At 74.8% G+C, this 19977-nt stretch carries 19 protein-coding genes; 9 read left to right on the forward strand and 10 right to left on the reverse strand.

The genetic code is table 11. The features are described from left to right. The first annotated feature begins 87 nt into the window (after window positions 1-87). Both O2W14_RS05815 and O2W14_RS05820 read left to right on the forward strand, forming a co-directional pair. Window positions 88-867: an alpha/beta hydrolase gene (locus O2W14_RS05815; protein ID WP_269175132.1), complete on the forward strand. Its 780-nt coding sequence runs from the start codon at window positions 88-90 to the stop codon at window positions 865-867. Continuing rightward, complete coding sequence (locus tag O2W14_RS05820) at window positions 864-1556, forward strand: hypothetical protein (protein ID WP_269175133.1); 693 nt, start codon at window positions 864-866, stop codon at window positions 1554-1556. Before O2W14_RS05815 ends, O2W14_RS05820 begins: the two co-directional genes overlap by 4 nt. A 182-nt stretch (window positions 1557-1738) precedes the next feature. Here the strand turns inward: O2W14_RS05820 and O2W14_RS05825 are convergent, their stop codons facing one another. The 4 genes from O2W14_RS05825 to O2W14_RS05840 are packed head-to-tail and all read right to left on the reverse strand — an operon-like array spanning window position 1739 to window position 4804. Then, the gene (locus O2W14_RS05825) at window positions 1739-2767 is read right to left on the reverse strand and encodes an ROK family glucokinase (protein WP_269175134.1); all 1029 of its coding nucleotides are present in this window, start codon (window positions 2765-2767) and stop codon (window positions 1739-1741) included. After that, on the reverse strand, window positions 2764-3198 hold the full coding sequence (locus O2W14_RS05830; RefSeq protein WP_269175135.1) for a hypothetical protein: 435 nt from the start codon (window positions 3196-3198) through the stop codon (window positions 2764-2766). Before O2W14_RS05830 ends, O2W14_RS05825 begins: the two co-directional genes overlap by 4 nt. Next, window positions 3195-4373, reverse strand: coding sequence for an ArsA family ATPase (locus O2W14_RS05835; RefSeq protein ID WP_269175136.1), 1179 nt, complete (start codon window positions 4371-4373; stop codon window positions 3195-3197). Before O2W14_RS05835 ends, O2W14_RS05830 begins: the two co-directional genes overlap by 4 nt. Beyond that, window positions 4373-4804: an SRPBCC family protein gene (locus O2W14_RS05840; RefSeq protein WP_269175137.1), complete on the reverse strand. Its 432-nt coding sequence runs from the start codon at window positions 4802-4804 to the stop codon at window positions 4373-4375. The genes O2W14_RS05835 and O2W14_RS05840 overlap by 1 nt, the downstream gene beginning before the upstream one ends. 176 nt (window positions 4805-4980) lie before the next feature. Between O2W14_RS05840 and O2W14_RS05845 the strand changes: the two genes are divergently transcribed. Further along, window positions 4981-6795: an AMP-dependent synthetase/ligase gene (locus tag O2W14_RS05845; RefSeq protein ID WP_269175138.1), complete on the forward strand. Its 1815-nt coding sequence runs from the start codon at window positions 4981-4983 to the stop codon at window positions 6793-6795. 34 nt (window positions 6796-6829) lie between these two features. Here O2W14_RS05845 and O2W14_RS05850 read toward each other — a convergent pair whose 3' ends face one another. The 4 genes from O2W14_RS05850 to O2W14_RS05865 all read right to left on the reverse strand — a co-directional run bounded on the left by O2W14_RS05850 (window position 6830) and on the right by O2W14_RS05865 (window position 11194). Further along, entirely contained in the window at window positions 6830-7951 is a 1122-nt protein-coding gene (locus O2W14_RS05850) for a glycosyltransferase family 4 protein (RefSeq protein ID WP_269175139.1), read from the reverse strand. Further along, complete coding sequence (locus O2W14_RS05855; RefSeq protein WP_269175140.1) at window positions 7948-9237, reverse strand: M48 family metallopeptidase; 1290 nt, start codon at window positions 9235-9237, stop codon at window positions 7948-7950. The genes O2W14_RS05850 and O2W14_RS05855 overlap by 4 nt, the downstream gene beginning before the upstream one ends. Window positions 9238-9419: 182 nt before the next feature. Then, complete coding sequence (locus tag O2W14_RS05860; RefSeq protein WP_269175141.1) at window positions 9420-10382, reverse strand: C40 family peptidase; 963 nt, start codon at window positions 10380-10382, stop codon at window positions 9420-9422. 476 nt (window positions 10383-10858) lie between these two features. Beyond that, a complete protein-coding gene (locus O2W14_RS05865) occupies window positions 10859-11194 on the reverse strand; it encodes a hypothetical protein (RefSeq protein WP_269175533.1) in 336 nt (111 codons plus the stop codon). 288 nt (window positions 11195-11482) lie between these two features. Between O2W14_RS05865 and O2W14_RS05870 the strand changes: the two genes are divergently transcribed. Both O2W14_RS05870 and O2W14_RS05875 read left to right on the forward strand, forming a co-directional pair. Then, window positions 11483-13390, forward strand: coding sequence for a DEDD exonuclease domain-containing protein (locus tag O2W14_RS05870; RefSeq protein ID WP_269175142.1), 1908 nt, complete (start codon window positions 11483-11485; stop codon window positions 13388-13390). Beyond that, window positions 13387-13674 (forward strand): Lrp/AsnC family transcriptional regulator, encoded by a 288-nt coding sequence (locus O2W14_RS05875; protein WP_163610520.1) that lies wholly within the window; start codon window positions 13387-13389, stop codon window positions 13672-13674. Before O2W14_RS05870 ends, O2W14_RS05875 begins: the two co-directional genes overlap by 4 nt. A 162-nt stretch (window positions 13675-13836) precedes the next feature. On the opposite strand, the gene trpD is transcribed toward O2W14_RS05875, so the two are convergent. Together trpD and O2W14_RS05885 are read right to left on the reverse strand one after the other, a co-directional pair. Then, window positions 13837-14895 (reverse strand): anthranilate phosphoribosyltransferase, encoded by a 1059-nt coding sequence (gene trpD / locus O2W14_RS05880; RefSeq protein WP_269175143.1) that lies wholly within the window; start codon window positions 14893-14895, stop codon window positions 13837-13839. A 4-nt stretch (window positions 14896-14899) separates the two neighbouring features. Continuing rightward, on the reverse strand, window positions 14900-15322 hold the full coding sequence (locus O2W14_RS05885; protein ID WP_269175144.1) for a hypothetical protein: 423 nt from the start codon (window positions 15320-15322) through the stop codon (window positions 14900-14902). A 146-nt stretch (window positions 15323-15468) separates the two neighbouring features. On the opposite strand from O2W14_RS05885, the gene ctaE reads away from it, so the two are divergent. The 4 genes from ctaE to qcrB are packed head-to-tail and all read left to right on the forward strand — an operon-like array spanning window position 15469 to window position 19788. Beyond that, window positions 15469-16083: an aa3-type cytochrome oxidase subunit III gene (ctaE, locus tag O2W14_RS05890; RefSeq protein ID WP_331253576.1), complete on the forward strand. Its 615-nt coding sequence runs from the start codon at window positions 15469-15471 to the stop codon at window positions 16081-16083. Between the two features lie 8 nt (window positions 16084-16091). Further along, window positions 16092-16973: a cytochrome bc1 complex diheme cytochrome c subunit gene (gene qcrC / locus O2W14_RS05895; protein WP_442928828.1), complete on the forward strand. Its 882-nt coding sequence runs from the start codon at window positions 16092-16094 to the stop codon at window positions 16971-16973. Then, complete coding sequence (gene qcrA, locus O2W14_RS05900; protein WP_269175146.1) at window positions 16970-18085, forward strand: cytochrome bc1 complex Rieske iron-sulfur subunit; 1116 nt, start codon at window positions 16970-16972, stop codon at window positions 18083-18085. Before qcrC ends, qcrA begins: the two co-directional genes overlap by 4 nt. Further along, window positions 18085-19788, forward strand: a complete 1704-nt coding sequence (gene qcrB / locus O2W14_RS05905) for a cytochrome bc1 complex cytochrome b subunit (protein WP_269175147.1) — start codon at window positions 18085-18087, stop codon at window positions 19786-19788. Before qcrA ends, qcrB begins: the two co-directional genes overlap by 1 nt. Window positions 19789-19977 lie beyond the last annotated feature (189 nt).

Consider the following 19977-nt stretch of genomic DNA (forward strand, 5'->3'; position numbering starts at 1 on the left):
TAGGGAGGCTTGCTGCCGTCCGACAATCGGCGAGCCGTCCGGGGACATCCTGCCCCAGCCGCCCACCCAGCGCTCCCCGGAGGACCGATGCCGCAGGCCACACCGGTGATGGCCGGGGCCGAGCCGTTCGACCTGCCGGGCGGGGCCGTCGGGGTGCTGCTGTGCCACGGTTTCACCGGCACCCCGCAGAGCATGCGGGCCTGGGGCGAGCACCTGGCCGGGGCCGGCTTCTCCGTCAGCTGCCCGCTGCTGCCCGGGCACGGCACCCGCTGGCAGGACGCCAACGCCAGCACCGAGGACGACTGGTACGGCGCGCTGTCCACCGCGCTCGACGACCTGCTGACCCGGTGCGACGCCGTCGTCGTGGCCGGGTTGTCGATGGGCGGCACGCTGGCGCTGCGGCTGGCCGAGCGCCGGCCGGACGACGTCGCGGCGCTGGTGCTGGTCAACCCCTCGCTGCTCACCGAGCGCCGGGACGCGGCTCTCCTGCCGGTCCTGGCCCGGGTGACCCCGGTCTGGGCCGCGATCGCCGGCGAAATCAAGAAGCCCGGCGTCACCGAGCTCGCCTACCCGCGGCTGCCGACCCGGGCCGCGGTGGCGCTGCGCCGGCTGTGGACGGCGGTGCGCGCCGACCTGGGCCGGGTGCGCGCGCCGCTGCTGGTGTTCCGCAGCGTCACCGACCACGTGGTGGAAGCGTCCTCGACCCGGCTGCTGCTCGAGCGGGCCGCCAGCACCGACACCACCGAGGTCCTGCTGCACGACAGCTTCCACGTCGCGACCCTGGACAACGACGCCCCGCTGCTGTTCGACCGGTCGGTGCAGTGGATCCGCGACCGCGTCCCGGCCGCCCGCGGGACGATGGCGTGACCCTCCCCCGCCGCGGACGCGGCCGCCGCGACAACGGCCTGGACGCGGTCCTGTGGCACCCGCTGCGCGACGTCGACCCGCGGGTCGGTGAGCACCTGCTCGACGTGCTGGCCGCAGCCGGCATCGCCGCGTACCTGGAACCCTCCACCGACGTCGACCCCTACACCCGGGGCGTCTCGCTGCCCAGCCCGCCCACCGACCGGCTCTTCGTCGACCGGGCCCGGCGCGCCGAGGCCGCCGCGGTGCTCGACGTGCACGGTGGGCCGCCCGTCCCGCCGCTGCCGGCGCAGCCGCCCGCGCGCCCGGCCCGGGACCCGGCCGCCGACGACGAGGCCTTCGCCCGCATCGTCGCCGCCTTCGAGGCCGAGCACGGGCCGACCGCCGCCCCCGGCGTGCCACGCGACGACCCGCCCCCGCCGCCGGCCGAGCGCTCGGTGCTCGACCTGCCCGAGGAGCACTTCGAGCCCCCGCCGCCCCCGCCGCTGCCGGTGCTGGCGCCGGCCTCGCTGTACTCGCTGCTGCTGATCCTGGCCGGCGCGGTGCTGGTCATCGCGCCGGGCCGGCTCGGGCTGTCGGCCGACACCGGTCTGGTGCTCGGCGTGGCCGCGCTGATCGGCGGCGTCGGCGTCCTGGTCTCCCGGATGCGGGAACGCTCCACCGAGGACGGCGACGACGGCGCGGTCGTCTGAGCGCAGGCCCCCGGTCCCGACGCCGGGGGCGCGCCCGTGACCCGGGACAGGTCCGTCGACGCGGTGACCGTGGCTCAGGAGGTCCTCGGTGCCGGCAGGCCCCGGCGCAGCCGCGCCCGAGCCGACCCGGCCGCTCAGCGGCCCCGGCCGGCGGACCGACCCGGGACCAGCGCGCGCTCAGCTCAGCTGTCGCCCTCGCACACGGCGCGGCGGACGAGGTCGGCCGCGCCCACCAGGCCGGCCTGGGCGCCGAGCTCGGCAGCCACGATCCGCGGGCCGGGCCGGAAGCCGCGGCCGGGCAGCGCCCGTTCCAGCCGCTGGCGCGCGGGGCCCAGCACCGTCTCGCCGAGCACGCTCACGCCGCCGCCGATGACGACCACCTCGGGGTCCAGGACCGCGGACAGGTCCGCGATCCCCTGCCCGAGCCAGGTGCCCACCTCGGCCAGCAGCTCACCGGCCAGCGGGTCGCCGTCGGCAGCCGCACGGGCGACGTCCTCACCGGTGATCCGGTCCGGGTCGCCGTCCACCCGGTCCAGCAGGTGCGCGGCGGCGGCCGGGGACGAGTGCGCGACCTCGCGGGCAGTGGTGCCCAGCGCGTTGCCGCTGGCGTACTGCTCCCAGCAGCCGCGGTTGCCGCAGGCGCACAGCCGGCCGTCGGGCACGACCCGCATGTGGCCGTACTCGCCGGCCACGCCGTGGGCGCCGCGCTGCAGCCGGCCGTCGATGACCATCCCGCCCCCGATGCCGGTGCCCAGGGTGATCATCAGCATCAGGCTGCTGCCGCGCGCGGCGCCGTAGCGGTACTCGGCCCAGGCGGCGGCGTCGGCGTCGTTGCCCACCCACAGCGGGCGCTGCAGCCGGTCGGACAGCTCCTTGCGCAGCGGCTGGTTGCGCCAGGCCAGGTGCGGGCTGAACAGCACGGTGTCGCCGGTGCGGTCGAACCAGCCGGCCGCGCCGACGCCGACGCCGACCAGCGGGCCGCCGTGCCGCTCGGCCAGCTCGTCGACGACGGCGGCGATCGCGTCCTCGGTGGCGGCCACCGACTTGCCCGGCGTGGGCCGGCGGGCGGTGTCGGTGACGGTGCCGTCGGGCAGGACGACGCCGCCGGCGACCTTGGTCCCGCCGATGTCGATGCCGAGCGCCGGCAGCGCGGCGGCGTCCTCGGCGCAGCCGTAGGGCAGCGAGCCCAGGTCGGTGTCGGAGGCGCTCACGCGACGTCGATCCGCTGGACGGGGGCAGTGTGGGGCACGGTCGTCTCCGGAGGAGCGGCCGCGTCCGGGGTGGACGCGGCGGGGTCGGGTGTGCCGGCTGCGGCGGCGCTGCCGTCCGGACGGGAGGGGGCGCCCTGGGCGGCCGCCTGGGCCCGCAGCGTCGTCGCGGCGGAGGTGAGGACGTCGGCCAGGGACTCGAGCAGGTCGGGGCGGCGGCCGCGCAGGGCCGCCAGGCCGGTGCACACCGGGCACCAGCGGCACTCCGCGGAGTGGTCGTCGGCCGCGGGCGCACCGGCCGGGGACGCGGTGGCCGCGCCGCCCAGCAGCCCGCCGAGGACGTCGGACAGCGACGTCCCGGCGGCGTGCTCGGCGGCCAGGCCCGCGGCGAGCCGGCGGGCCTGCTCGACCCAGTCGGGTCCGGGGGTGGTCACGCGGTCCTCCGTTCGCTCCGGGCCGGTCCGGTGGTGGCCGACAGCAGCCCGGGCGGCCACTGCGCCGGGTCGGGGGCGAACCGGACCTCCAGGGTGGCCTGCCCGGTGCCGGGGGCGGTGAGGTGCCCGGACACCACGGTGCAGCGGCGCAGCAGCGCGTCCAGCGGCAGCGACCGGCGGACGCCGGAGGCGGTGACCACCAGGTCGTCGCCCCAGCGGGTCAGCCCGACCTCGCCGCGGCGGGCGTGCGGCAGGGCGACGTCCAGCGTCCACCCCTCCGCCGTCCGCCGGGACGCCGGCGGCGCCGGCGCGGCGGACGCGGTCTCCGGGACCGCGGCGTCCAGGGCCAGCAGGTCGGCCGTCGAGCCCGGCGGGACGGCGGCCTCGGCCACCTCGGCGACCGGGACAGACAGCGCGCGCACGGCGGCGACGGCGTCGGACTGCACGGCGGCGCGGGCCGCCCACCACTCCCCCGCCCCCACCGGCAGCACCCGGGCCACGGTCGCCGAGGCGACTCGCTGGCCGAGCACCGCCAGCGCCGCGGCGGTCTCCTCCAGCTGGCCGGCGGCGGCCGGCTCGGGGCGCAGCACCAGGTGCACGGCGGTGCGGGCGGGGTCGGCCAGCGGGACGGCGTCCAGCAGGTCCTCCACCGCGGCGGCGGCGTCCAGCAGCCCGGTGGCGGCACCGGGGCGGCCGGGGGTCGCGGCGGCGCGCAGGGTGGTAAGCACCCGCAGCCGGGTCGGGGCCAGCTGCCCCAGCCACCAGCGCAGGGCGCCGGGCAGGGCGAGCAGCGCGGTCGCGTCGGCGAGCGGGCCGGCGTCCACGACGACGACGTCGGCGTCCCCGGCGCGCACGTGGCCGGCGAGCGCGGTCAGCAGCGCGAACGCGGTCACCCCGGGGACGGGCACGACCGACGTGGCCGGCGGCACGGTGAGCACCGGGACCGCGGCGGTCAGCTGCTCGGCGTGCCGGGCCCACAGGGTCTCCAGCGCCGGCAGCGGGGCCACGACGTCGACCGTCACCGCGTCGGCGACGCCGGGGACCACGGGCGACTGGGCGCCGAGGAGCACGACCCGTGCGCCGGCCCGCGCCCGGGAGAGGGCGGTGGCGGCGGCGACGGTGGAGGTGCCGGCGCCACCCGGGCCGGTGACGAGGAGGACCTGGAGGGAGCCCATCAGCCCTCGACGCGCTTCTTGAGCTCCTTGAGCGCGGTGTCCAGGATGACCTTCTCGGCCTTGCGCTTGATCAACCCGAGCATCGGGATGGTGAGGTCGACGGTGATCGCGTAGGTGACCGTCGTGGACCCAGCGGACTCGGCCAGGGAGTAGGACCCGTCCTGCTGCTTCTGCATCTGGCCCTTCACCAGGGTCCAGTCGACCCGGCGGTCACCGTCCCAGGTGTAGGCCAGCACGTAGTCGTCCTTGACCGCACCGGCGTCGAGCACGAAGTGCACCTGGGAGGCCCGCCCGTCGGGGCCGGTGCCGAGCACCTCGACCTCCTTGGCCGCGGCCACCCACTGCGGGTAGGCCGGGAAGTCGGCGATCACGGCCATGACCTCGGCCGCGGGGGCGGCGACGACGATCGACTGCGTGGACTGGTCGGCCATGGGCGGCAGGGTAGTCGCTCCGCACGTCCTCCCTGGTCCACGACCGGGGCACACCGCCCGTCCGGGGGGTCGCTGGGCTGCTGCCCGGGCGCGTCGCCGGACTAGATTGAGGGCCGACCCCACGTCCGGGCCGGGTGCGACGGAGCTCCCGGCAGGGCGGGACAGAGAGGACCGGCGTGCGCGAGCTGAGCGTTCCCCCCACCGCCACCGTGGGCCCCGACGAGGCGCTGACCGACATGGTCACCCGCAACGCGGCCGAGCACCCCGACGACGTCGGGCTGCGCCGGCAGCACGAGGACCGGTGGACCGACGTCACCTACGCCCAGTTCGCCGCCGAGGTCGCCGGGGTCGCCAAGGGCCTCGTCGCCGGGGGCGTGCGAGCCGGCGACCGGGTCGCGCTGCTGGCGCGCACCCGCTACGAGTGGACGGTCCTGGACTACGCGATCTGGACCGCCGGCGCGGTCGTCGTCCCGGTCTACGAGACCTCCAGCCCCGACCAGGTCGCCTGGGTGCTGGCCGACTCCGGCGCCCGCGCGATCGTGGTCGAGACCGCCGCGCACGCCGGGGTGGTGGAGTCCATCCGCAGCGAGGTCCCCGACCTCGACGCCCTCTGGGTCATCGAGGAGGGCGCCCTGGACACCCTCACCACCGCCGGCGCCGACGTCCCCGACGGCGTCCTGGCCGAGCGCCGGGCGACGCTGGGCGCGGCCAGCCTGGCCACGCTGATCTACACCAGCGGCACCACCGGGCGGCCCAAGGGCTGCGAGCTGACCCACGCGAACTTCCTCTTCGAGGTCCGCAACGGCATCAGCCTGCTGTCCGGCCACCTCAACGAGCGCGGCTCGCTGCTGCTGTTCATCCCGCTGGCGCACGTGCTGGCCCGGGTGCTGCAGGTGGGCTGCATCGACAACCGCGTGACGCTCGGGCACACCCCGGACATCAAGGACCTGGTCGGCGACCTCGGCCGTTTCCAGCCCACCTTCGTGCTCGCCGTCCCCCGGGTGTTCGAGAAGGTCTACAACGGCGCGAAGGCCAAGGCCGAGGCCGACGGCAAGGGGAAGATCTTCGACCGGGCGGCGCAGGTGGCCATCGACTGGTCCCGCGCCCAGGACGCCGGCGGCCCGGGCCTGGGGCTGCGCGTCCAGCACGCGCTGTTCGAGCGGCTGGTCTACGGCAAGCTGCGCGCCGCACTCGGCGGCCGCTGCCACGCCGCCATCTCCGGCGGCGCCCCGCTGGGCGCCCGGCTGGGCCACTTCTTCCGTGGCCTGGGCGTCACCGTCTTCGAGGGCTACGGGCTCACCGAGACCACCGCCGCCGCCGCGGTCAACCACGACGCCGCCCTGCGCATCGGCAGCGTCGGCCGGCCGCTGCCCGGCGTCGACGCGATGATCGCCGAGGACGGCGAGGTGCTCCTGCGCGGCGGCATCGTGATGCGCGGCTACTGGCGGAACGAGAAGGCCACCGCCGAGGCGATCGACGCCGACGGCTGGTTCCGCACCGGTGACATCGGCGAGCTCGACGCCCAGGGCTTCCTGACCATCACCGGCCGCAAGAAGGAGATCCTGGTGACCGCGGCGGGCAAGAACGTGGCCCCTGCGGTGCTGGAGGACCGGCTGCGTGCCCACAAGCTGGTCAGCCAGTGCATCGTGGTCGGTGACCAGCGGCCCTTCATCGGCGCCCTGGTCACCCTCGACCCCGAGGCGCTGCCGGCCTGGCTGAAGAGCGTGGGCAAGGACACCGCGCTGACCGCGGACCAGCTGCGCGAGGACCCGGAGCTGCTGGCCGAGCTCGACCGCGCGGTCGCCGAGGCCAACAAGGCGGTCTCCCACGCCGAGGCGATCAAGAAGATCCGGGTGCTCGGTGAGGACTTCACCGAGGCCAACGGCACGCTCACCCCGAGCCTGAAGCTCAAGCGGGCCGTGGTGATGAAGCAGTACGGCGACCAGGTCGAGGCCCTCTACGCGACCGACGCCGCCGGCTCCCGCCACTGACGGTCGACCCCGCCGCCTCCGGGCGGCGGGGTCCTCAGCCGTCGAGGACGGCGGCGAAGGTCCCGGCGATCGTCGTCCAGGACCACCGCTGCTCCACCCACGCCCGGCCGGCCGCGCCCATGGCGCGCGCCCGGTCGGGGTCGTCGAGCAGGCCGGCCAGCGTGGCGGCCACCGCCGCCGGTGAGCGAGGGTCGACCACGTGCCCGGTGACCCCCTCGACGACGGTCTCCGGCGCCCCGCCGGAGGTGCCGGCCACCACCGGCCGGCCGCAGGCGGCGGCCTCGAGGAAGACCATGCCCAGCCCCTCGACGTCCAGCCCGCCCCGGCGGGTGCGGCAGGGCATGGCGAACACGTCCCCGGCGGCGTAGTGCGCCGGCAGCTCCTCCGCCGGCACCCCTCCGGTCAGGACGACGGAGTCCTGCAGCCCGCGCGCCGCCACCGCCCGGCGCAGCGCCGGCTCCAGCGGACCGCCACCGACCAGCAGCAGCCGGGCCCGCGGGTGCCGGGCGAGGACGTCGGCCCAGCCGGCCACCAGCACGTCCTGGCCCTTGCGCGGCACCAGCCGGGACACGCAGACCACGACGGGGGCGTCGCCGAGCCCGTGCCGGGCGCGCACCGCCGCACCGTCGACGTCCGGGGCGAACCGGTCGACGTCCACGCCGGGTGAGAGCTGCACCAGCTCGGTGCGGTCCCCCAGCGCCGGGGCGAGCCGGCTCCTCGTGTACTCGCTGATGTAGGTGACGGTGTCCAGGCCGCCGGCGATCCGGCGCATCACCTGCCGCGCGCCGGGCAGCGCCACCCAGCCGGTCTCGTGCCCGTGGGTGGCCCCGACCAGCCGTTCGACCCCGGCCCGGCGCAGCGCCGGGGCGAGCAGGCCCAGCGGTGCGGCGGCGCCGAAGAACACCGTGCGGCAGTCGCGCTCGCGGGCCAGCCGCACGGCGGCCCGGGCGGCGCCGGGGGTGGGCAGCAGCATCCCGGTGGGCAGCCGCACGACCTCGTAGGGCAGCGCGGCGTCGTGCTCGGCCGAACCGGGGTGGTCGGAGGCCAGCACGACCAGCGACTCCGGGGGCCGGGTGTCCAACAGGGCGGCGACGAAGGTCTGGATGCCGCCCTGCCGCGGCGGGAAGTCGTTGGTGACGACCAGGGTGCGGCTCACCGGCCGCGCACCCGGGTCCAGTCCTCGGCGAAGGCGATCCGCTGTGCCGAGGTGGGGTGACTGCCGAAGAACCACTGCCAGGCTGCCGGCGGGTCGGGGTCGTTGAGGTTGGCCGAGCCCAGCGACCGCTGCACGGCGATGAAGGACGCGGGGTCGCCGGTGAGGTCGAGGGCGTGCAGGTCGGCGCGGACCTCGATGTGCCGGGACACCAGGTTCTGCACCGGCGTCGACACCAGCGTGCCCAGGGCCAGCAGCAGGAGCAGCAGACCCACGACCCGGCCGTCACCCGGGCCGCTCGCCCCCGCCCGGCGCAGCAGCGGGGTGGAGCTCAGCAGCCAGCCGAGCAGCGCCGTCCCGGCGCCGGCACCCAGCGCACCGATCAGCGTGCCGGTGAGGACGTCGTCGTTGGCGACGTGCCCCAGCTCGTGGGCGGCGATCGACTCGACCTGCTCGTCGGGCACCTGCTCGAGGAGGGTGTCGTAGACGACGATCCGCCGGGTCGAGCCGAACCCGGACACGTAGGCGTTCAGCGCGGTCGTGCGGCGGCTGGCGTCGGCGACGAGCACGTCCTCGACCGGGGTGCCGCTGCGCTCGGCCAGCGCGAGCAGCTCGGTGCGCAGCGGGCTGTCGGGCATCGGTGCGAAGCGGTTGAACGCCGGCTCGATGAGCAGCGGGTAGAGGAACGAGCCGACGACGACCAGGACCGCTGCCCCACCGCCGGCCCAGGCCCACCAGGTGCGGGGGGCGCGGCGGGCCAGCCAGACCAGCACCAGCAGGCCCACCGCGGTGATCCCGGCGTTGATGCCGGTGGAGGTGGCGACGTCGCGGGCCCACAGGCCCCAGCTCCGGGTGGACAGCCCGTAGCGGTGCCGGACGACCTCGGCGTAGGCGGCCAGCGGCAGGGTGGCCAGCCGGCCGGCCACCAGGAGGGCCACCGTGCCCAGCAGCACCTGCCAGCCCCACCCACCGCCCAGCGGCCGGGCCACCGCACGGGCGGTGGCCGCACCGGCCGGGGTCAGGCCGAACACGGCCGAGACGACCAGCCCGAGCAGCAGCGAGGTCAGCGACGCCGGGCGCAGCGCCCGGGCGAAGGACTCGGCGCGGGCCGCCTGCTCGGCGGTGAAGGCGGCGGCCGGGTCGACCGGGGTCCGCCCGCCGGCCGGGGCGGGCAGCAGGTCCCAGGGCGTGACGACCGCGATCACCGCGACCAGGGCCAGGCCCAGCACCGCGGCCACCGCCAGCGCGAGCCGGCGGGAGGTGGGCTGGACCCCGACGGCGGTGCTCATCCGGAGGCCCCCGAGCGGGTCAGCGTGGACACGGCGGCGAGCTTAGGCAGCCGGTCTGTGCGCGGCCCCTGACCGGCGGGCGCCCGGCCGGCGGCCCCGGGGACGCCGGGCCCAGGGCGGCGGGCCCAGGGCGGCGGGCCCAGGGCGGCGGGCCCAGGGACGCCGGTCGCGGGGCGGCGCGGTCAGCCGAGCAGGCGGCGGGCGCCGACGTAGCCCTTCATGTCCACCGTGGACACGAGCACCGGCTGACCGAAGGTCGAGGCGTGCACCATCTGGCCGCTGCCGATGTAGATGCCCACGTGGCTCACCGGGCTGTGGAAGAAGACCAGGTCACCGGGCTGCAGTGCGGATCGCTCGACGGGCGTGCCCATCGCGGACTGGGCGCGACTGGAGTGCGGCAGCGCCTGGCCGGCCGCCGCGTAGGCGTACTGGGTGAGGCCGGAGCAGTCGAAGGCGTCCGGGCCGTCGGCGGCCCACACGTAGGGGTCGCCGAGCTGGGCGAGCGCGGTGTCGACGACGACCTGCGCCGCGTCGCTGGGGGCGCTCACCACCGCTGGCGGCTCGAGGACCGGGCCGGAGTGCTCGACGACGACCTCCTGCTGCTGGACGACCGAGAGCGCGTCGAACTGCTGCTCGTAGTCGCCGATCCGGGCGGTGAGGTCCTCCTGGCGGGCGGTGGTGTCGGCCAGCGTCTGCTCGGCGGCGGCCGCGGCGGACTCGGCGTCCACGCGGGCCTGCTCGGCGGCCGCGGCGGCCTCGGCGACCCGACCGAGCACCTGGTCGGTGTGCCCGGCGATCGCGTCGAGGGTGGTGACCTGGGCCAGGAACTCGTCGGCCGAGCCGCTGGTCATCAGGGCGTTGAACCGGGACAGGTTCTCCCCGGTGAAGGCGCTGCGGGCGATCCGGCGCACGTGCTCGTCCAGCGCGGCGAGCTGGGCCCGGGTGTCGGCGACCGCCTGCTCGGCGGCCCCGGCCGCGGCCTGCTGCTGGGCCAGCGTCTCCCGGGCGTCGTTGAGCTGCTCGGTGACGACCTCGAGCTCGTGGGTGGCGTCCGAGACCAGCCGGGTCGCCTCCTCGGAGGTGGCCGCCCGGGTGACCGGGTCGCCGGGTGCGGCGGCGGCGGTACCGGGCAGCACGGTCAGCACGAGGCTCGCCGCGACACCCGTCAGCAGTCCCGCGGTCAGCCGCCCGCCCGGTCGAGCTCCCGCTCGTGCCCGGGGACGGGCGAGACGCCGGCCGACGGTGCGCTCGACGGGTGCGGGCACCCGAGTGGTCCGGTCTCGGGGCTGAGGGCTCGCCACGGGCGGCGGGACTCCGTTCTCCTGCTCGACCGCCGGTCCGGTCAGCCGCCGGGCCGGGCCGGGGCCCTGTCGCGTCCTGGTCGACGCGGTGCTCGGTGCTGTGCGGACCCGGGAGGAGACACCCGGCACTGCGGCGGCTCCCCCGTCCACCGACCCGGTTCAGGGGCTGGCGGTCGGGCGGTGCCCGGCCGAGGTCACCCTCTGTGGCGACGACGTCTCGTACGGACACGACGAACTTAGGTCCGTGACCGGATCGAGATGAAGCCCCGTCAAACACCCGACTGGAGCGAGAAGCTGACGAATCACAGTGGTGCGATTTGTCAGCTCACGTGGCGACTGCCCCGGATGAACGCATCCTGATGACGCAACGGCGGAACCAGCCCGAACTCTGCCAACGCGCGGACCGCCTCCTGCTCCACCTCGTCCAGTTCGACCAGCGACCAGGGGTCGTCGGCGGACGTGTCCACGTGGATCACGTCACACTCGGCGTCGACACGTCCGGGCGCGTCGCCGGCCGCGACGGCACCCACCGCCCCCGCCTGTCCGGCCCGGACCACGGGCTCCCCGGCCCCGACCGCCGGCCGCCGACGGGTCAGCGGCACGACGGTGGGGTCGCTCCCCCGCCAGCCGGGTGGCGCGCCCAGCAGGACGGTCACGACGCAGTCGTCGCAGCCGTGACCGCGGACGGTGCAGGTGTCACAGTCGATGAGCACGACGGCTCTCCTTCTCTCTCTCCGGGTCCGGACAGCGCGGACGTTAGGGACGGGCACCGACAGTTCCGTCCCGCCGCCGCACGGGCCCCACGTCCGGCCCGGCCGCCCGGCGTGGGCTGCACGGAACTGTCGGACACCCGACCTAGCGTCCGGGGCGTGCTGTTCCCCCCTGTCCCACCCTTCCCGCCGGACGCACCCGGGGCGCCGCCGGACCGAGCCGGGTGGCAGCAGGTGGCACTGCCGGTGCACGGTGCCGCAGCGCCGGAGGTCTCCGCGCCCGGCCGGCCGCGCTACCACCAGGCCACGATCGACGACCTGGGCACCGCGCTGGCCGAGGTCACCTTCGTGGTGGTCGACCTGGAGACCACCGGCGGCAGCCCCAAGGACAGCGCGATCACCGAGATCGGCGCGGTCAAGGTCCGTGGCGGTCAGGTGGTCGGGGAGTTCCAGACCCTGGTCGACCCGGGGCACGCGATCCCGCCCTACATCAGCGTGCTCACCGGCATCACCACGACGATGGTCGCCGCCGCCCCCCGGATCGCCGCCGTGCTGCCCGGCTTCCTGGAGTTCGCCCGCGGCACCGTCCTGGTGGCCCACAACGCCCCCTTCGACCTGGGCTTCCTGCGCGCGGCCTGCGAGGCCAGCGACATGGCGTGGCCGGCGTTCGCCTCGGTCGACACCGCCGTCCTGGCCCGCCGGCTGCTCACCCGCGACGAGGTGCCCAACTGCAAGCTCGGCACCCTCGCGCCCTTCTTCTCCTCCCGGACCCAGCCCACCCACCGCGCCCTGGAGGACGCCCGGGCCACCGTCGACGTGCTGCACGGCCTCTTCGAGCGGCTGGGTCCGCTGGGCGTCACGTCGCTGGAGGAGCTCACCGGCCTCACCCGCCAGGTCGACCCGCGGCGCCGGCGCAAGCGCCACCTGGCCGAGGACGTCCCCCACGGCCCCGGCGTCTACGTCTTCCGCGGTCCCGGCGACGAGCCGCTCTACGTCGGCACCTCCGGTGACCTGCGCACCCGGGTCCGCAGCTACTTCTCCGCCGGCGAGCAGCGCAGCCGGATGACCGAGATGATCACCCTCGCGGAGCGGATCGAGACGCTGCCCTGCGCCCACGACCTCGAGGCGGCCGTCCGGGAACTGCGGCTGATCGCCCAGCACAAGCCGCGCTACAACAAGCGCTCGCGCTTCCCCGAGCGGGCGCTGTGGGTCCGGCTCACCGACGAGCCCTTCCCCCGGCTGTCGGTGGTCCGCCGCGAGGTCCCCGGCACGGGCACCTTCCTCGGCCCGTTCCCCGACCGCCGGGCCGCCGAGGCCGCGATGGCGGCGGTGCACGAGTCGCTGCCGCTGCGGCAGTGCACCGGCCGGCTGTCCCTCACGGTGCTCGGCAGCGCGTGCGCGCTGGCCGGGATGGGCCGCTGCGGGGCGCCCTGCACTGGAGCGCAGAGCCGGGAGGAGTACGCGTCGGTGGCCGAGGTCTTCACCGCCGCCGTCGACCACGACCCCCGCGGCCTGGTCGCCCCGCTGCTCGAGCGTGTCGAGCGGCTGGCCAGCGAGGGCCGCTACGAGGACGCCGCAGAGCTGCGCGACCGCGCCGCCGTCCTCGTGCGCGCCGTCCGACGCCGGCAACGGCTGGCCTCGCTGGCCGCGGTGCCCGAGCTGACCCTGGCCCGGCCCGACGGGGAGGGCGGGTGGCAGCTGTCGGTGGTCCGCAGCGGCCGGCTCGTGGCCGCCGGGGTCGCCGAGCGGGGACGCTCGGTCCGCGGGTACCTCGCCGACCTGCGCGCCACCGCCGAGACCACCACCACCCCGGAGGGAGAGCTGGCCGCCACCGTGGAGGAGACCGAGCTCGTGCTGCGGTGGATGGAGAAGCCGGGCACCCGCCTGGTCGACGTCACCGGCACGCTCGCCAGCCGCACGCCCGGCACCGGTGACTACAGCGGCTTCCTGGCCCTGGTCGAGGCCGGCCGGGCCGAGCGGGACCCCTTCGCCGACAACCGGGCGCTGGGCACCCGGTCCCAGCCCGACCGGGTCACCCCGGGCCGTCCCGCCGAGCCCGGCCGGCGGTCCCGGCCCCGACCCGACGGCCGCACGCCGGGACGGCGCGGGCGGACCGGCACCGGGCTAGCATCCCCGACGTGATCACCGCCATCGTGATGATCGATGCCGCCACCGACTCGATCGGCGAGGTCGCCGAAGCGGTCGCCGCCCTGCCCGGCGTCAGCGAGGTGTACTCCGTGGCCGGTGGGGTCGACCTGGTCGCCCTCGTCCGGGTGCACGAGTTCGAGGAGATCGCCCAGGTGATCGCCGGACGGATCAACAAGGTGCCCGGGGTGCTGGACACCGACACCCACATCGCCTTCCGCGCCTACTCCCGGCACGACCTGGAGGCGGCGTTCTCGATCGGCTTCGAGTCCGCCGACTGACGAAGGACCCCGCTGCCCCCCGCCCTGCGCAGGCTCAGGGCGGGGCCCTGCAGCGGGGCCGAGGGGCACTGCGATGTGCTCTGGTGGACGCTGACACCGTGGGCACCGGAGACGGCTGAGGGGCCGCGGCCAGTGGCCAGCGGCGTGGCTCGGTGAGGTCGGTCAGCCGCCGACGGCGGCGCGGGCCTGCTGGCTGACCTGGACCCACTGGTCGAGCTTGGCCGCGGCCCGGCCGTCGTCCACCGCGGCGGCAGCTCGCTCCAGCCCGGCCGCCAGCACGTCGTGCAGCCGACCGCCGTGCGTGTCGAAGGCGGCCAGCGCGGCGGCCGCGTTCAGCAGCACCGCGTCCCGCACCGGACCCCGGTCCCCGGCCACCAGCCGTCGCACCACCTCGGCGTTGACCTCGGGCCCGCCGCCGCGCAGCGCGCCGGGCTCGGCCACCGGGACGCCCAGCGCCGTCGGGTCCAGCCGCTCGGGCACCACCTCGCCGTCACGGACCACCCACACCGCCGAGGTGGTGGTGGTCGTCAGCTCGTCGAGCCCGTCGTCGCCGCGGAACACCAGCGCCCGGGTGCCACGGTCGGCCAGCACCTGGGCCAGCACCGGCGCCATCCGGGTGTCCGCGCAGCCGATCGCCGCGGCCACCGGGCGGGCCGGGTTGGTCAGCGGCCCCAGGAAGTTGAAGACCGTGCCGATGCCCAGCTCGCGACGCGGGGCGGCCGCGTGCCGCATGCCCGGGTGGAACACCGGGGCGAAGAAGAAGCCGATCCCGGCGTCGCGCACGCACCGGGCCACCGCGGGCGCCGGCAGGTCGATGACCACGCCCAGCGCCTCCAGCACGTCGGCGGTGCCGGACGCCGAGGACGCCGCCCGGTTGCCGTGCTTGGCGACGGGCACCCCGACGGCGGCGGTGACCAGGGCGGCCATGGTCGAGATGTTGACCGTCTGGGCCCCGTCCCCGCCGGTGCCGACGATGTCGACGCAGTCGACCGGCAACGGGACCGGCGTGGCCTGGTCGAGCATGGTCGCGGCCATGCCGGCGACCTCGTCGGGCGACTCGCCCTTGGCCCGCAGCGCCACGACGAAGCCGGCCACCTGGGCGGGGGTCGCCTCGCCGGTCATCACCTGCCGCATCGCCCAGCGGGTGTCGTCGGCGGACAGGTCCTCCCGGCGGATCAGCCGGTTGAGCAGTCCCGACCAGGTCGGGCGGACGTCGGCCACCGGGTCAGCGACGCACGGCGGGGCGCTGCAGGGCGCGCTCCCGCAGCAGCCCGGCGACCACCTCGGTGGCCGTCAGCGGGTCGATCGGGTAGGCCAGCGTGGCGTCGGCCAGCGACCAGTGCGCCAGCCAGCGGTCGGCCTGACGGGCGATGAGGACGACGAGCTGCGGGCAGTCGGCGATCTCGTTCTTCAGCTGCCGGCTGATGCCCATGCCGCCGGTCGGCTGGGCCTCGCCGTCGAGCAGGCACAGGTCGATCTGGCCGGCGTCGACCGCGGCCACCACCTCGTCACCGGTGGCGCACTCGACGTACCGCAGCGGGCCGACGTCGGCCGACGGGGAGCTGCCCAGGGCGGTGCGCACGGCGGCGCGGACCTCTGCCCGCTGACTGAAGACCAGCACGGTGGCCGGCGCGGCGTCGACGCTCACCCGGCGGAGCCTAGCGGGCAGCGCCGCCCTCCGGGGACCCTGGCCGCGTACCCTCAGGTTGTGCACAACCGGCATGTTCCGCAGGACGCGCCACGCGGACCCGACCCCACGTCGTGGGAACCCTGTCCCGATGCCATGATGAGCCAGTGACAACGGCCCCCGTGGCGAGCAGCACCTTCGACACCTCGCGGGTGCACTCCCTGACTCGACCGAACATGGTCAGCGTCGGCACGATCGTCTGGCTCTCCAGCGAGCTGATGTTCTTCGCCGGCCTGTTCGCCATCTACTTCACCGCGCGCGCGCGAGCGCTGGAGGGTTGGCCGCCTGAGCCGACCGAGCTCAACGTTCCCTACGCGACGGTCTTCACCCTGATCCTGGTGGCCTCCTCGGTCACCTGCCAGTACGGGGTGTTCGCCGCGGAGATCGGCAACGTCTACGGGCTCCGGCGCTGGTTCACCATCACCTTCGTGATGGGGCTGGTCTTCGTGCTCGGCCAGGCGTTCGAGTACCGCACCCTGATCGTCGACCACGAGACGACCCTCTCGTCGTCCACGTACGGCTCGGCGTTCTACCTGACGACCGGCTTCCACGCCCTGCACGTGATCGGCGGCCTCGTGGCCTTCGCCTTCGTGCTCATGCGGTCCACCATGGGCCGTTTCACGCCTGCCCAGGCGACCTCGGCCATCGTGGTGTCCTACTACTGGCACTTCGTCGACGTCGTGTGGGTCGGTCTCTTCGTCACGATCTACCTGATCAAGTAGGGAACCGGGTGTCCACTCCCAACGCCTCATCCGTCGCCCCCGCCGAGGGTCGTCGCCGCGGGCTGCGCCGTCTCCGGCCGGAGGCCGGCACGCCGGCCGCCGCGGCTCGCGACCGTCGTCGGTCCAAGCGAAGCCGCCGGTTGGCCAACGTCGCCGGCCTGATGGCTGCCCTGGTGCTGACCGGGGTGGGCTACTCCGCGCTGGCCCCCGGCGCCAGCGCCGCAGACGACTCGACCGGCAACCCGTCCAACGCCGTCGAGGCCGGCCGCGAGCTCTACGTCCGCAGCTGCATCACCTGCCACGGCTCCAACCTCGAGGGCGTCACCGACCGCGGCCCGTCCCTCATCGGGGCCGGCGAGGCCGCCGTCTACTTCCAGGTGCACACCGGCCGCATGCCGCTCGTGCGCCAGGAGGCCCAGGCCGCCGAGCGCCCGCCGATCTTCTCCGAGGAGGAGATCGACCAGCTCATGGCCTACGTCCAGGAGAACGGCGGGGGGCCCACGCTGCCCTCCGGCGACCTGCGCGACGGCGACCTGGCCGAGGGTGGCGAGCTGTTCCGGCTCAACTGCGCCCAGTGCCACAACTTCACCGGCCAGGGCGGTGCGCTGTCCTCGGGCAAGCGGGCCCCCTCGCTGGCCGAGGCCAACGACCTGACGATCTACGCGGCCATGCTGCACGGCCCGGAGAACATGCCCGTGTTCGGCGACAACCAGCTGAGCCCGGACGAGAAGCGCTCGATCATCGACTACGTGCAGACCATGAAGACCAGCGCCGACCCCGGTGGCTACGGCGCCGGCCGTGTCGGCCCGGTCGCCGAGGGTCTGGTCATCTGGGTCGCGGCCGTCGGTGCCCTGCTCTTCGGCATCTTCTGGATGGGGACCAAGGCGTGACCACGACAGACCCCCGCCCCGGTTCCGCGGGCGGTGCCGACGAGGCCGGCCAGCTGCACGGTGGACCGGACGACGACTACTCGCCGGAGCAGCTCGCGGCGATGGACCGCACCGAGCTGGACCGCCTCGGCGCCCGGCTCGACGGCGTCGAGATCCTGCACGTCGAGCCCGCCGCCCCCATCGGGTCGGCGCTGGACAAGAAGAACACCCGGCTCGTCACCCTGTGGTTCGCCCTGGCCGGCCTGCTGTCGCTGGCCTTCGTGGTCGTCTTCCTCGGCTCGGGCTGGTTCCTGCCCAGCTGGGAGTGGCGGATCGAGAGCGGCACCTGGCAGTCGCTGTACACCCCGCTGTTGGGCGCCACCATGGGCGGTGCGCTGATCGCCATCGGCATCGCCCTGGTGCTCTACGTCAAGAAGCTGCTCCCCCACGAGACCGCCGTGCAGGACAAGCACGACGGCTCGCACTTCGACCGGGTCACCACCGGCGCCACGCTGATGGGCGGGCTGGACAGCTCCGGCCTCCCGCGGCGCAAGCTCCTGGTCGGCGTCCTGGGCATGATGAGCCTGGCGTTCGGCGCGATGCTCGTCTCCTTGCTGGGTGGCTTCATCAAGAACCCGAACAAGGGCAACCCGCTGGGCACGACCCCCTGGGCCGAGGGCGTCCGTCTCCTCCGCGACGACGGCACCCCCATCCGCCCCGGTGACCAGCAGCCGGGCTCGCTGGCCACGGTCTTCCCGGCCGTCGAGGGCGGTGACCGCGCCTACGACGCCGCGGTCATGCTGATCCGCCTCCGTCCCGAGCAGATCGAGACCCTCGTGCCGGCCGCCGGCCGCGAGGACTTCGCCTTCGGCGACTACGTCGCCTACTCCAAGGTCTGCACCCACGCCGGCTGCCCGGTGTCGCTCTACGAGCAGGAGACCAGCCGCATCCTGTGCCCCTGTCACCAGTCGCAGTTCGACGTGACGCAGGGCGCTCGACCGGTCTTCGGCCCGGCCACCCGGTCCCTCCCGCAGCTGCCCATCGCCCTCGACGAAGAGGGGTACTTTGTGGCACGAGGAGACTTCCCCGAGCCGATCGGGCCGTCGTTCTGGAACATTGGGAGGCTCAACTGATGGCCACCAGCACCGTGCCCGGGCCAGGGGCGCCCGCAACGCTCGTCGGCAAGGCGGCCTACGAGGTCGACGACCGACTGATCGTCGCCGGACCCGTCCGGCGCACCCTGAACAAGGTCTTCCCCGACCACTGGTCGTTCCTGCTGGGCGAGATCGCTCTCTACTCGTTCATCATGCTGCTGCTGTCGGGCACCTACCTGACCTTCTTCTACGACGCGTCGATGAAGGAGATCGTCTACGAGGGGTCCTACTCGGCCCTGCGTGGGATCGAGATGTCGGCGGCCTACGAGTCGACGCTGGACATCTCCTTCGACGTCCGTGGCGGTCTGTTCATCCGGCAGATGCACCACTGGGCGGCGCTGCTGTTCGTCGCCTCGATCGTCGTCCACCTGCTGCGCATCTTCTTCACCGGCGCCTACCGCCGGCCCCGTGAGACCAACTGGTTCATCGGTGTGGCGCTCCTGGTGCTGGCCATGCTCGAGGGCTTCGCCGGCTACACCCTCCCCGACGACCTGCTCTCCGGTACCGGTCTCCGCATCTTCTCCGCGGTGTTCCTCTCCATCCCGGTGATCGGGACGTGGATCTACTTCACCGTCTTCGGCGGGGACTTCCCCGGAGAGCTGATCATCGGCCGGCTCTACATCCTGCACGTGCTGATCATCCCGGCGGTCCTGCTGGCGCTCATCGCGCTGCACCTGCTGATCCTGGTCAAGCAGAAGCACACGCAGTTCCCGGGCGCTGGACGCACCGAGCACAACGTGGTCGGCAACCGGCTCTTCCCGACGTTCGCCGCCAAGGCGACCGGGCTGCTGTTCATCGTCTTCGGTGTCCTGGCCGCCCTCGGTGGCCTGGTGCAGATCAACCCGATCTGGCAGATGGGGCCCTACAACCCCGCGCAGGTCTCCGCCGGTTCCCAGCCCGACTGGTACATCGGCTTCGTCGACGGCGGCTCCCGCATCTTCCCGCCGTGGGAGATCGACCTGTGGGGCTACCACATCCCGCCGGTCCTCTGGGGGGCCCTCGGGATCCCCGGCATCATGTTCACGCTCCTGATGCTCTACCCGATCATCGAGCGCAAGCTCACCGGCGACACCGCCAGCCACCACCTGCTCCAGCGGCCGCGTGACGTGCCCGTCCGCACCTCGCTGGGCGCCATGGCGATCACCGCGTACCTGGTGCTCTTCATCTCCGGCGGCAACGACGTCATCGCCGAGAGGTTCGACATCAGCCTCAACGCCATGACCTGGGCCGGCCGCATCGGCTTCCTGGTCCTGCCGCCGATCGCCTACTGGGCGACCTACCGGCTGTGCCTGGGTCTCGAGCAGCACGACCGCGAGGTGCTCGAGCACGGCATCGAGACCGGTGTCATCCGTCGCCTGCCCAGTGGTGAGTTCATCGAGGTCCACCAGCCCCTGGGCCCGGTGGACGAGCACGGCCACGGCATGCTGGCCTACGGTGGCGCCTCGGTGCCGAAGAAGATGAACCAGGTCGGTGGCGCCCGCCGCGCGATCCGGGGCTTCTTCAAGCCGATCGAGGAGCCTGCGGCCGTGCAGCTCGAGGCCGAGCAGGAGGCCCGCGGCCTCGAGTCCGAGCAGTCGCACCGGCAGCTCACCGGCTCGGGTCGTCCCTCCGAGGGTGGCCGCCCGTCCGAGGGTGGTCGTCCCTCCGAGGGCGGGAAGCCCCAGCAGGAGCCCCGCGCCTGACCGAGCAGCACGAGCACCACACAGCAGGGGCCCCGGCGGCATCGTCCGCCGGGGCCCCTGCTGCATGTCGGGCCACCTCGCTCGACTGCCGTCCTCAGCCGCTCCCCTCCCCCTGTGCTCCGCTCCACGGCGAGAACGCCAGCGTGACCCACCGAGGTCGTGTGCCGGGCACTCGAACGAGTGCCCTGG

The organism is Modestobacter sp. VKM Ac-2986, assembly GCF_026967795.1.
In the GTDB taxonomy this organism is placed as follows: domain Bacteria; phylum Actinomycetota; class Actinomycetes; order Mycobacteriales; family Geodermatophilaceae; genus Modestobacter.